Source organism: Streptomyces sp. NPDC002306 (assembly GCF_053593435.1).
On record NZ_JBSFCK010000080.1, the window covers coordinates 1 to 12238 of the forward strand.

The 12238-nt window shown below is 65.9% G+C and carries 13 protein-coding genes and 1 pseudogene; 4 read left to right on the top strand and 10 right to left on the bottom strand.

Going from position 1 to position 12238, the window contains the following annotated elements; translation table 11 throughout:
* Positions 1–347 precede the first annotated feature (347 nt).
* The 5 genes and pseudogenes from ACWCQK_RS40685 to ACWCQK_RS40705 form a co-directional block, all read right to left on the bottom strand.
* Positions 348–737, bottom strand: coding sequence for a hypothetical protein (locus ACWCQK_RS40685; RefSeq protein WP_451164112.1), 390 nt, complete (start codon positions 735–737; stop codon positions 348–350).
* A gap of 148 nt (positions 738–885) precedes the next feature.
* Positions 886–1524: a hypothetical protein gene (locus ACWCQK_RS40690; RefSeq protein WP_451164114.1), complete on the bottom strand. Its 639-nt coding sequence runs from the start codon at positions 1522–1524 to the stop codon at positions 886–888.
* Positions 1525–1897: 373 nt separating this feature from the next.
* Positions 1898–2491, bottom strand: a complete 594-nt coding sequence (locus ACWCQK_RS40695) for a hypothetical protein (RefSeq protein WP_451164116.1) — start codon at positions 2489–2491, stop codon at positions 1898–1900.
* Positions 2492–2617: 126 nt separating this feature from the next.
* Positions 2618–2954 (bottom strand): annotated as a pseudogene (locus tag ACWCQK_RS40700) (ISAzo13-like element transposase-related protein); the annotation flags it as partial.
* Positions 2955–3199: 245 nt separating this feature from the next.
* Positions 3200–3655 carry a GNAT family N-acetyltransferase gene (locus ACWCQK_RS40705; RefSeq protein ID WP_451164118.1) on the bottom strand — a complete coding sequence of 152 codons (456 nt, stop codon included), beginning with the start codon at positions 3653–3655 and terminating at the stop codon, positions 3200–3202.
* Between the two features lie 457 nt (positions 3656–4112).
* Here ACWCQK_RS40705 and ACWCQK_RS40710 point away from each other — a divergent pair, with 457 nt between their 5' ends.
* Positions 4113–4241 (top strand): pentapeptide repeat-containing protein, encoded by a 129-nt coding sequence (locus ACWCQK_RS40710; RefSeq protein ID WP_451164120.1) that lies wholly within the window; start codon positions 4113–4115, stop codon positions 4239–4241.
* A gap of 315 nt (positions 4242–4556) precedes the next feature.
* Here the strand turns inward: ACWCQK_RS40710 and ACWCQK_RS40715 are convergent, their stop codons facing one another.
* Entirely contained in the window at positions 4557–5252 is a 696-nt protein-coding gene (locus tag ACWCQK_RS40715; RefSeq protein ID WP_451164122.1) for a DUF4328 domain-containing protein, read from the bottom strand.
* 271 nt (positions 5253–5523) lie between these two features.
* Here ACWCQK_RS40715 and ACWCQK_RS40720 point away from each other — a divergent pair, with 271 nt between their 5' ends.
* Together ACWCQK_RS40720 and ACWCQK_RS40725 are read left to right on the top strand one after the other, a co-directional pair.
* Entirely contained in the window at positions 5524–5979 is a 456-nt protein-coding gene (locus tag ACWCQK_RS40720) for a hypothetical protein (RefSeq protein ID WP_451164124.1), read from the top strand.
* Between the two features lie 307 nt (positions 5980–6286).
* The gene (locus ACWCQK_RS40725) at positions 6287–6724 is read left to right on the top strand and encodes a transposase (RefSeq protein ID WP_451164126.1); all 438 of its coding nucleotides are present in this window, start codon (positions 6287–6289) and stop codon (positions 6722–6724) included.
* Between the two features lie 7 nt (positions 6725–6731).
* Here ACWCQK_RS40725 and ACWCQK_RS40730 read toward each other — a convergent pair whose 3' ends face one another.
* Positions 6732–8630, bottom strand: coding sequence for an SMI1/KNR4 family protein (locus ACWCQK_RS40730; RefSeq protein WP_451164136.1), 1899 nt, complete (start codon positions 8628–8630; stop codon positions 6732–6734).
* Positions 8631–9010: 380 nt separating this feature from the next.
* Positions 9011–10027 carry a DNA-directed RNA polymerase subunit alpha gene (locus ACWCQK_RS40735; protein ID WP_451164128.1) on the bottom strand — a complete coding sequence of 339 codons (1017 nt, stop codon included), beginning with the start codon at positions 10025–10027 and terminating at the stop codon, positions 9011–9013.
* A gap of 485 nt (positions 10028–10512) precedes the next feature.
* On the opposite strand from ACWCQK_RS40735, the gene ACWCQK_RS40740 reads away from it, so the two are divergent.
* Positions 10513–10950, top strand: coding sequence for a hypothetical protein (locus ACWCQK_RS40740; RefSeq protein WP_451164130.1), 438 nt, complete (start codon positions 10513–10515; stop codon positions 10948–10950).
* A 183-nt stretch (positions 10951–11133) separates the two neighbouring features.
* Here the strand turns inward: ACWCQK_RS40740 and ACWCQK_RS40745 are convergent, their stop codons facing one another.
* Both ACWCQK_RS40745 and ACWCQK_RS40750 read right to left on the bottom strand, forming a co-directional pair.
* Complete coding sequence (locus ACWCQK_RS40745; RefSeq protein WP_451164132.1) at positions 11134–11319, bottom strand: hypothetical protein; 186 nt, start codon at positions 11317–11319, stop codon at positions 11134–11136.
* 47 nt (positions 11320–11366) lie between these two features.
* Positions 11367–11693, bottom strand: coding sequence for a hypothetical protein (locus ACWCQK_RS40750; RefSeq protein WP_451164134.1), 327 nt, complete (start codon positions 11691–11693; stop codon positions 11367–11369).
* Positions 11694–12238 lie beyond the last annotated feature (545 nt).

Genomic DNA, 12238 nt, shown 5'->3' on the forward strand with positions numbered 1-12238 from the left:
CGCCACCCCGAGACGACACTCGGGCCCTCGGCCTGCCCACCCTCACCTCACGGCACGAAAACGGTCCACCGACTCCGTCGGCGGACCGTCATGAACTTCGAGGCTAATTAGGGACATTCCAGCGACTGCGATTTCGCCGAGCCCGAGCAGTCCGAGCCGCACGACGCGCAAAGGGCGGCCAGCCGTCCTATCCCGAGCCTGGCTGGAGCCCAGCAGTACGGTTCCTTCGATTAGGCCCAGGAACACGGCGCCGACCACAGTGGCGTAGATGAGGCCACTAATTCCTGCAGGCTCGGTGTGGTCGAGTTCCCCAGTTTCTGGCGCCCAGATGCGGGAGTTTCCCGGGGCTACCCCGGGATGTGCGCGTACAAGGCCTCGTACTTGGTGTACATGCGGCTCAACTTCCGGGAGTCGTTCCGTACGGTCAGGAATTCGAGGATGAGCGAGAACAGGTGTTCCACGGCTTGTCGGTGTTGGTCCGGGGTCAAGTGGGACGGCGCCTTCCAGTCCCGGAAGTTCATGTCGGGGAACAGGTCCAGAAGGACGAGCTTGTGCCAGTAGAAGCTGTTGCACTCGCCTCTGCGCACGACCAGCCACTCCGTGAAACCGCGCAGCAGCCCGCTTGACCTGCCGATGTCGGTCCCTGTGAGGAACATGACGGTCGGGTAGTAGGTGCCGTCCAGGCCGTACCCTTCCGCATTGTCCCGGATTTTCTCGATCAGCTGTTTGTCGTTCACTTGGCTCCTAGCTAGGGCTTGCGAGTCCCGCAGTCAACGATCTTGGCCAGAATCGGGCGCCGGCGCGTCCGGGGCCATGGCATGCGGCGAACAGGCGGTGGGCCCGCCGACTCACCGGAGCAACGGTGCGGGCCCGCTCAGTAATGCGTCAGAGGCGCTTTGCCGGGGCAGGCTGGCGAACGCCCCGGCCGCGCCACCAGCTCCACACTGCATGGCCTACGAGAAGGACGACGGCCACGGCCGAGAGCGCGCGGACCGAGGCCCAGTCCATGTCGACGACCCGGTCCTGCGAGTCGTCCGCCTCCGGTGCCAGCCGCAGGGAAGCCTCGAAGAAGGCGATCAACGGGACGACCAGGCGGACCCCGAGACCGCCGATGCCAGGCATTCTCGCCATACTCCCCAGGAACCCAACGGGCGCACCGAGGGCGAAAGCCGATGCGCCCCAGAACAGGGCTCTGGAGAAAAGGCCATCGCCTGCGCCAGAGATGACGTGTCCCCCGGCCGGAACGTCGGGGCTCAGAAACTTGAAAAGGTAATACACGGCTACGCCCACTGCCAATGCCGAAGACGCCAGCAGCGATGCCTCAATTCTTGACCGTCGCGAGTAACCGACCAGGAAGGCGAAGCATGCCCACGACCATCCCACGGAAAATATGACGCCTACAACCTGGCCGGCAAGATTGTCGAATTTGCTCGCGAATGGGCCGACCGTGCCGAGCAGTGCACTTGCCCCGAGAACCGCCGCAACAGGGGCGATGCGAGAACACGAAAAGTGTACGATTTTCATGACCCTATTCTTTGAATAATTCCGCAGGGCGAAAAACTCCGCCCCCAGCAGGCAGTGGCTGCCGGGGGCGGAGGAAACTGGTACTTAGAGTAGTAGGTCTTGCACGTGTACGCCGCACCTGCGGTGATATTGGCGAAGGACGTCAGGCCTCGGACAGACCACCTCGTGAAAGCCCGAGGCTAATGGACGCGCAGCCGAACGGCAGTGAAGAACCTTCGGGCGGCTGCCGCGAGAGCGGCCGGGACCGTTTCGGGGCGGCCGCCGGCTGGACGGCAGGTCATGAGGGTGCTGGACCGACCGGAGAGTCGACGCCAGCGATCAGATGCTCCGCGTCGGGGAGGAAGGCCTTTCAGACATCCTCGCCGGTGGTACGTCATCCGGCGGTCGCCTCAGCCTCGCTGACCTGCTCGACCTTGATGTACCGGCTGTTCTTCTCGCCGTACGCCTTCTCCACGAGCGGCCGTGCCCTGTCGAGGTCATCGACCCCGACGAGGACGACCCCCTTTGCGTCCACGCCGACTTCACGCATCTCGAAGGTGCCGTCCCAGCGCTTCATGTCGTCGCTGATACGGTCGGCCAACGCATCGAGTGTCTTCCGGTTTACGTCCGTGTCGTGCAGCCGTAGGGTTACGCCCTTCGGGGCCGCCCCGCAGACTTCGTCGTCGAAGGCGAAGGACGGTATGCGCCAGATGTCGGCGGTCTGACGGCCCTCGTCGACGGAGAGACCGGTGTAGACGTCGGAGTAGCGTATGCGCACCACCGTGTCGACATGCACGGCGACCTTCTCCAGCCGGGAGCCCTGGCCGATACCCGGGGGACTGCCCTCCGGGCGGTGTCCCACACACGACGATGTCCACTGTGTGCCGGTCGTCGCCGTAGGATCGGCGGACGACTTCCCCTCGCCGCACCCCGCCAACATGCACGCCAGCAGACCGAGACTCGCCACCGTGGCCGTTCGCTTCTTCATGTGTCCCTCCGTCTCTTTCGGCTTGCGACCCGGTACTGCGACGCCGGAGCAGACGGAAGGGTTCGTTCAGTCAGACTCTCCGGCGTCCCGGTGCTCTCGAGCCTGCTCGTTGGGGTAGCGGAACTACACGCCCCGGTCCGGGTGTTGAACGCCTTCGACGGTCCTGATGTCGGCCTGCACCCTAAAGCCTTCGTCCCCAACAGGTTGGCGACTGTGCCGGCGAAGACACGGTGTCCCTGCCGAGTGAGTTCCGCTGCCAGGTTGAGGGTCGGCTTCGTGGACCCGCGCAGTGGTGACATCGGATCGCCCCGCTCTTCAGGTTCGACCAGTGCCAGCAGGGCGGGCCGCAGTCCCGCATCCAGCTCATTCGCCCTTTCTGGTCCCCGCCCGTACGACGGACCCGGCTCAATGAGCCCTGACCGAACTCCAGTTCAGCCACCCCCTGTGAGACCGTGCCCTCGCTGCGGTGGCCCCAGATGCCCCACACCAGATCAGCCCGATGACGCCCTGGCCGAAGACGGCGGCGTCCTCGCCGCGCCGACCTGTTCGAACTGCGCGCCGACGGCCGCCGCTCCCTCGTCGAGGAGCACAGCGTCAGCGGCCTCACTGCCGGTGTGACGATGCTGTCGTGTACCGGCTGGGGCTGTTGTCATGAGGGGGCCTTCGCGACGACGGAGGCTGAGACCGTTCGCCGCTACCTGTATGAGCTCACAGGGCAGGGAAGGTGAGCCGCAGAACGATCTCGTCGTCGTCGATCTCGCCCGTAGGCTCGAACCCGAGCTTCTGGTAGAAGGGCCACGGTTCGCCGTCGCCGGGGTTGTAGCTGGTCAAAAGCTCGGTGGCGCCGTCCGCGCGAACCAGGGCGGCGATCTGGGTGAGCGTCTGCCGGCCGATCCCTCGCCTTTGGTACCGCTTGTCGACGAGGAGACGCCAGATAAAGTGTCTCCCTTTGTAAGGGCCAGTCAGCGGCTTCCAAGACAGCATGACGAAGCCGACTGGCTCGTCGCCGATGTACACGGCGCGGTGCCAGGGATTGGTCTCCGGTTTCCTTTTCGCCTCCTTGAGCGACTTGGACACGGAAGCGACGAACTGCTTCTGGTTGCGTCGGACGCGCAGGGCACGGACGGCATCCCGGTTGGCCTCGGTGATCTCCCGCAGGTGCACGCTTGAAGACCTCATGCCACACCTCTTCCTGTATCCGGCGGCTGTGCCGTCCGGGCCGACGTGAAGAGCAGTCGCCGTGCGCAGCGCACGCAATGAAGGACGGCAGGTCGGACGTCTTCAGAGCGTATTGGACGCAGCGGATCCAGCGGGACTGGCACGCCGGGCGGTGCCCGCTGTGAGGCAGTTGCTTGACCTGGGTGGTGCGCCGGCCATACCTGCGGGTCAGGCCAGATATCTGCTCCAGAGACACGGTCCGGCACCTTGCAGAAGAGCTCTACCGGCGCAGAAGGCTTGCATGGGTGATCAGGACACCAGCATCAAGACCACCCGGGCCATTCGTGACCGATTGAAGTAGTCCTTCATTGCCTTCGGCGGTCCTTCTTGCTTTCTACGGATCAAGCAGAATCCACTGTCGGCATGTCCACCACTCAAGGGGAGGCCCCGGTACCTGACCAGCATGTGCCTGACCCGTGCGGACCTGACAGGAGCAAGCCTGGCCTGCGCCGATCTGACGGACGCGAGCCTGGCCCGCGCCCCCGGAAGACGCCCGCGTGCTGGTTGGCCAGGACCAGGCCGTCCCAGATGAGGAAGTCAGCCCCGGCGATCAAGGCGTCGCGTGCAGGCCCGCATGCCGGGGTCTGTTCGCAAGCATGGCGATGAGGTCGTCGCGAGTCACACTGCGACCCGGTGACAGGAAGACCGGCGATCGGCTGTGTGTGACAACTACAGCGACTCTCTGGTGACAGTCCGGCTGCTCCGGCCTGGTGCCTTCGCAGCCTATTTGGTGCGGTCGGTGACAGCTGCGGAGCCTCGGCACAGTGTGACTGAGCGCTTCAGCCGGCGGGCCTCGCCAGCTGAAGCGCTCGGTATCATCTGGGTTTTGGATCCACTCCGGAGCGGCTCAGGCCGAGACGTAGAGTCCCTCGGCCGCCTTCAGCCGCTGCATGGCCGTCAGCCGCACCGCGAAGTACACCGCGGCCGCGATGTCCAGGATGTCGGCCGCCATCACCTGAAGCACGGCGTCCCGGATCTCTCCGAGGCTTTCGGCGTCCTGGTAGCGCTGCAAGGCGTACCGGTTGAACAGGGTCGTGGTGACGAACAGGCCCCACCACAGGTTCACCGGCCAGAAAGAGCCCTTGTACGGCTCGCCGTCGGCCGGCAGCCGTGTGCTGGCCCCCCATATGTCGACCGCGACCCGATAGGGCATCCATAGGTTCGCCAGCGGGATGAACCAGCACCCGATCGCCCAGCCGGGGCCGTTGCGGAACCGGTCCGGCCCGAGCGCCCCGGCGTCCCGGCGCATCCAGTGGAACCAGACGATGAAGACGATCGCGCAGGCAAGGAACGTGATCCTCTGGAGCTGTCCTGCCGTCTGGTACAGAGCGTCGGCAGTGTCCAGCTCCTGCCGAGAGGCAAAAGCGAACCCCCGGTCATCGTCGATCAGCATGTATGCCCGGACACCGGCATAGACGGCGAACAGGTCGCTGAGGGCGACCACCGCGAGCAGCGCCGACAGACCGGCCAGGAGGCCACGCGGCGACCGCGGTACCCGGTTGGGCAGCGCAGGCCGCGGACGGAGATCGCTGGATGCGGACATGACGGTGGCCCCCACAGGCACGGAAACGGAATCGCTCGCGGAAGATCGCGCGCTGAGGGAACATACGCCAGCCGCAGGCGGCCCGTCCATGTCAAATCCGCAGGACCGGCCCGGCACAGGGCGCGGGACCGAAGGATGCCTCACATCGAGCTCTTCAGCCGGCGAGGCCCACCATCTGAGGCGCTCAGTCACTTTGGTGTGAGGGCCTTGCGCCGACCACATCGAACACAGGGCAGCGATCAATGGCTGCTGCTTTGTCACGCTGTCGGCCATGGAGCATTTGACGGTTCGTGGACTGCCTCTGCCTGGGCGGCTGACGTCTCTACTCGCCCAGGGCCGGTGGCGCCAACCCGACCCGGTCGCACTCGCAAAGGTCATTCCGTGGTTCGAGGAGCCGCTCAACTTCCTGACTAGTACGGCAGCGATGGAGCAGCAGTCCCGTTCTATGGACATGTTCGCCGATGACCCCTACTGCGCCTGCTTTCGTGAGACGCGGGGGAGCATTAGCAGCACGCCGGTGGAATTGCCGTGGCTGGACGTTGAGCAGTCAGTCCTCATCGCGGTGAACCTCATGCCTGGCGACGATGTAGCCCTGGCACTGGACTACCGGACCGACCCCTTGGACCCCCGTGTCGTGGGCAGTGACTTCTGGACGAACCCGAGTCTGTGCGAGTGGCGCACAGTGGCCCCTGCATTCTCCGTCTTCGCCGCTGACCTGGGCCTCTAGGGTTGGCGCGGGATCCGCCATCGATGCGTGCCGCACCCAGCGGGTGCTGGACCAGAACGCACTGCCAGCGTGAAGAAGGAGCAGATCAGGCCAGGTCAGCGGCAGTCTAGCCTCAATGCCAGGACTCTGTTGGTGATCTTGTCCGGGGTGCTGACGGTAGGGCCGTGGGATGGTTCGCTGGAGGAGTGCGGGGTGGCCTCGGATCTGGGGCGTGGGGGCAGTGTCGTTACGGCCGAGGAGTTTCCAGCGGATTCCGGTGAGGACGGTGCGGACAGCGCGGGCGGCGTGTCCTAAGGGCACACCGGCCATGTTCATCCGGGACAGGCTCGATGTCCTGTTCGAGGACGACGCGTTCGCCGGACTGTATCCCTCCGACGGCAAGCCGGGGCTGTCCCCTGGACGGCTGGCGCTGGTGTCGGTGCTGCAGTTCGCGGAGATCCCGTCCGACCGTGCGGCGGCGGACGCCGTCCGTACCAGGATCGACTGGAAGTATGCCCTCGGCCTTGAGCTGGAGGATCCGGGGTTCGACCACTCGGTGCTGTGCGAGTTCAGGGCCCGGCTGGCCGAACAGGACGGCGCCGCGGACCAGTTGCTACAGGTGATGCTGGAGCGCCTGGTGGTGGCAGGCCTGCTCGAGGCCGGGGGCCGACAGCGTACCGACGCCACTCATGTGCTGGCCACGGCCGAATGCGACGACCGCCTTTTCGCCCGGGTGGCCGAGGCCGTGGTCGCGGCTCTGCGGTAGCGTCGCCTCAGGGGCGACGCCGTACGAAGCTCAGGTAGGCGAAGCCTTCGCCCTCGCGCGGCGCTCGGGTCCAGGACCGGGTGGTGAACATGGGGAGGCTCCCCTGGGACAGGGCGAAACGGGGGAGCGAGATGCCCAGTTTGGCGTGCAGGGTCTCCAACAGGCTTATCTCTCGGTCGAGATGGGTGTCAGGTGAGCCGGAAAAACGCGCGGGATCCAGGGCGTTGGGTATCGCACCCGAGCGCCGGACGTCGTTGCCCCGCACCGTGAACGCATAGAGTTCCACGCCGCGTTCGGCCACCGAGACATGGAATGCGGCCGGGTGATGAGCCAAGTGCCGCTGCGGCTCACGCCACACCACCACGGCGCGACCCAATGCGGAGGCGGCCGCGGCGGGGGACTGGAACAGGTGGTTGATGCCCTGGCGGGACTGGCCGTCGAAGGCGAAGGCCCACCCCTCGCTGCAGCGGCCGGCCATGACCGCGGCCCGGTCCTCCCAGAGCTCGACGCCCTCCCGCTCGTGGTTCTGCTTCAACGGCTTGTACGCCCTGGCTGCGTGCACGGGCTCACTCAGTTCGGCACCCTCGTCGCCTATGACAGCGGGTAGGCCGGCGGGGTCGGCGCCCTCGACCCAGACGCAGCGGTACGCGTCGAACGGCCGCTCATGTATCCCGGTCGTCGTCAGCCAGGTGAGACCCGGCGGGTCGAGATCGGGCGCCGGCTCGGGAGCGGGCCCGCACTCGCCTGCGCGCGGAGTCGCGAGGATCTCTCGCCCGCGCTGCGGGGTGATCAGCGGCCCCAGAACCGGATCGGCGAGCAAACCAAGGGGCGCGAGCAGCAAAGGACCAGGTGGTATCCACTGCGTAAGCGCGACGCGCAGCATTCGCCACGCGGCATCGGTCGCTCCCCATCGGGCCGACTCCCGGGCCTCGTTGACGGCCCGGCCCCACGCACCCGGCGGCGCATAACGATGGGTGCCGTGGCGCAGCGCGATCAACAGGTCCTCGGCGATTTCCCGGTCGACCCCACGGGCGGACATCATCCCCAGCCAGTGGTCGTCTCCGCCCAGTCGCCATTCGCCGGAGGCCGGTTCGATGGCCGACACCGCAAGAAGCTCGGGCAGATAGCGGGGATCAGCCACAAGGGAGCCGTAGTCCCGCTGAGCGAGGGGAGCCGCCAGATGCTGCAACTGGTTCAGCAGAATGGCGCTGTTCGGTCGTCCGAAGGACCGCGCCTCCTCGAGCAAGGGCAGGGCCTCCTCATGCCGTCCGCGAAGAGCGAGGAGGCGGGCCTCCTCGACCCGGGCGTCCTGGGCGCGCGTGGTGGCGTTCTCGAAGCCCGCCCGCCCCACCCGGTCGCCGTGGAAGCTCCGGTACATGGCCTCCATGTAGGCACGAAACGACGGGTAGCGGTCCGGGCATTCACCGCTCCAGCCCTTGTAGACGTAGAGCGCCCACTCGCCGTGCTCGTCGCGGTCGCCGGGGTCGAGCAGAGCCAGCGTCATATCGGAGTCCGTCTCCAGGCGCAGCGATCGCTGCCACATGCCGGCGAGCAGGACTTCCTGCTCGAGCGGGTCGTCGCCCAGATTCTCTACGTACACCTCGGTCAACCCGTACGGATCCCGGGACCAGTCGATGTCCGCGATCCCCCCGAGCTGATAGACCCCGGCCGTCTGCTCCACACGCCATCCGTCGCTCGCGGCCAGGAACTGGCGATAGGAGGGCGGCAGTCGCATCCCCAGCCGCTTCTCGACCGTGGTGATCGTGGCCTCGTCCGCCCCTGGCCTGCCCAGCCTGACGGGGCCCGAACCGCCGTCCTCGTCCTCCTCCTCGTGCTTGGCGCGGGGAACCCACTCCTCCTGCCAACGGCCGAGGAGGTCATGCCAGTTGAAAGACTCGTCGCTCATGACCGAGATCGTGCCAGTCACCACTGACAAAGAGTCACTCAGCAGGCATACGTCGTCCGTTTTTGACGGCGGTTGGTCGGGGATGGTGCCGGTGCCGGGCCGGGCCGGCGGGGCGTGTCCCGATAGGGGCCTGCCGACCTTTTTTGTGGCGTCCTCACGATTCTGACCGCCCGGTTGGCCCGGTACCGGCAACGCGACGCGGCCCGGAAAGACTTCTACCTGGTCAGATAGCCACAGCCAGGACCCCGCTGTAGGGGCTGTGATTCGGGTTCGTCGCGGTGCGCCTGCCAAACACCCCACTCGGGGGAATAGGGGTGTGGTCGTCTGCTATGCCGTCTCCCTTTCACCGGCTCCGCCGTGCCCGGGCCGTAGTGCAGCGTTCAGTACTGCTCGGTCTCCACGAAACCCGCGTCCCCGTTGTCGTCCGCGCCGAGGGCAGCGGCGGTCGGGTCGAATCCGGGCGGGCTGTCCTTGAGGCCCAGGCCCATGCCGGCGAGCTTCGCCTTCACCTCGTCGATGGACTTCGTACCGAAGTTGCGAATGTCGAGGAGGTCGGCCTCGGAGCGCGCCAGGAGCTCACCCACCGAGTGGACGCCCTCGCGCTTGAGGCAGTTGTACGAACGGACGGTGAGCTCGAGCTCCTCGATCGGCAGCGCGAGATCAGCGGCGAGGGCGGCGTCCACCGGGGACGGACCCATGTCGATGCCCTCGGCGTCGATGTTCAGTTCGCGCGCCAGACCGAACAGCTCGACCAGCGTCTTACCGGCCGAAGCCATTGCATCACGGGGACGCATGGCCTGCTTGGTCTCGACGTCGACGATCAGCTTGTCGAAGTCGGTGCGCTGTTCGACTCGCGTGGCCTCGACCTTGTACGTGACCTTCAGAACCGGCGAGTAGATGGAGTCGACCGGGATGCGCCCGATCTCCTGGCCGATCTGCTTGTTCTGTACGGCGGAGACGTAACCGCGACCGCGCTCGACGGTCAGCTCCATCTCCAGCTTGCCCTTGCCGTTGAGGGTGGCGAGGACGAGGTCGGGGTTGTGCACCTCGACACCGGCCGGCGGCGCGATGTCGGCGGCGGTGACCAGACCCGGGCCCTGCTTGCGCAGGTACATCACGACCGGCTCGTCCTGCTCGCTGCTCACGACGAGCTGCTTGATGTTGAGGATCAGGTCGGTGACGTCCTCCTTGACGCCCGGCACGGTGGTGAACTCGTGCAGCACGCCGTCGATGCGGACGGATGTGACTGCCGCACCGGGGATCGAGGAGAGGAGGGTCCGGCGCAGGGAGTTGCCGAGGGTGTAGCCGAAGCCGGGCTCCAGCGGCTCGATCACGAACCGGGAGCGGAACTCGTCGACGACCTCTTCGGTGAGGGACGGACGCTGAGCGATCAGCACGGGGTGTTGCCTCCAGTGGTTTGGCGTCCGTTATGTGACGCCGTAGATACCACGAAGGGTACGGGCAATACGGGCGATACGGTCTCGGCAGAGGCCGAACCGCGCGTCACTTATCAGCCCCGGACGCCACCTGGGATGGTCGGGGACTGTGCCCCACAGGGTCCTCAACGTCATCCGCGACCGGTTCTGGACGACGGGCATTGCCGGTATGTCCGCCTACGACCTCATGGAAGCGACGGGACCGGGCAAGGGCAGCATCTACGGCCAGCTCGACACCGTCATCGACCAGGCCGGTAGCATCCGCTACCGGCCCCCTCGCCGCGAAGTGGGTCTACGGCTGCGACACGGTTATCGCGGGGACACGCGGGCGCCTGATGAAGTCATAGCCGCCGGGGGGTTTATGCCCCAGGCTCCGGGTGCGAGCACCAGTCTCCGATGAACCGATCTGGCAGAGATAGTGGTGCATTCAGTTGGAAGGGGAGAGGGTGGAAGATCCAGGGGTAGAAAGGCGGGTGCTGCGCTACGGCCAGGACATCACCCTCGGCGACGTCGAGCGTCTGGATGCGTTCCTCACGGCGCGCACTGCTCGACTTGCTCGCGCAGAGCGTGGGTCTGATGAGCGCCAACTGGCCCGCTCGGTCAGGGCTGCGCTGTTGCATCTCGTTGTTACACTCCAGCATTCTTTGTCTTTCCCGGATGCGGACATTGAGACGCAGGCGTTGACGCGCTTGAAGATCAGGATGTCATGGAATGCTTTGTGGGCACTGGTCACTCCGTGGAATTGGCATGACGGATACGATCAAGAGAGATGGCGTTCAGTCAAGCATTGGGACAATGGTCAAGAGGTGGAATTCGAAGAGCTTTTGGCTGATGAATTCTCCAAGAGGCGGCGAGGTGAAACTCCTCAGAGTGACGATGAATAGGACCTGGAGGCGTAGTGATGCGTAACATCGCACGCCCTTGGGGGATCCGTATCGCACTCGAAATTTGATTCCTCCTCACGAATTATCTGAAGGCTCCCCCGTTTCAGTCTGGGAGTATTCTCAAGCCCCGCCCTGATTCCGGCGGGGCTTCTGGGTGTGTGACGGCAGTAGTTGACGGCAACGTCAGCGGACAGGTGTTGCGCAGGACGCCAGGTGGTCTCCGTCTTGGGGCTGGTTGGTGGTCGCGGTGGGGTTGTGGAGAGTGCGGTCGAGGAGGTCGATGGCGTCGCGCTGGAGGCAGAGCCGGACGTGGGCGTAGACGGTGGTGGTGACGCCGATGTGGGCGTGGCCGAAGAGTTCTTTGATCACGACGAGTTCGATCTGTGAAGAGCGGTGATGCCCTCAACCTCGCGTTCCTACGCTTCGCGGGGTTTGTGTGTCGCCTGCCAGCGGCGTTCGAATTCGGTGGCGTGTTCGGTGATGTGGGCGGGGGTGATGGGGTGGCCGTATTGGGCTGTGACGGCGTGTTCGGTGCAGGTTTGGGCCACTGCTGGCGGCGGGGGAGCGTCTGTGTGTTTCCGGTGTTCGGCCCAGATGTTGTAGATCCGCCAGTGGAGGAAGTGGCGGCGTAGGTTGGCGGGGCTTACGGGTCTGCCGCCTCGGCCAAGGAGTCCCTTCTGGGCGCAGTAGGCGGAGAGTTGTTTGTCGTTCGGCTCGTTGCCTTTTTGTTCTTGGTAGTCCATCCATGCCAGGTAGTAGCGGTCGGAGGCAGTCAGCGGGTCCTGTGACGGTGATTGCTTCGCGAGCCCGTCAGTGGAGGTGTCGGGTTCTCCGGTGCGCGGATGCTTCGCCGCCTGGGCGCGCGCACTGGACGGCGCTATCCGTCGAATTTCACCCGCGGTGGGCTGTCGTGCGGGTGCGCCGACGGGTGCGGGCTGGAGTGGATCTGACGCAGGAGAGAAATCCGCAAACTGCGGTTGGGCTTGGCCGGGAATGTGATGGCGGGCAGGTGGCGCTGTGGGTGCAGAGGCCCGGCCACGGTGTGAGGACTGGGGGTCCGGTGAATTCTGGCTGTTGCCGGCGGTGGGTTCAGTCCCAACATCCGTGAGTGCCGTGTGCTTGTTCGCATGGTCGGTGCCGGGCCTGGGGGTAGGGCGTGCTTGGTGGCTGGGCTGGTGCGGGGTGGGGCTGCTGCCCTCGCCGAGCTGGCGGGTGCGGTTGGGGCCGGCCGGGATCGGAAAGGTGCCGGTCTCCTCCGGGGAGGGTTCCGTGACCGGGGGTTCCTCGA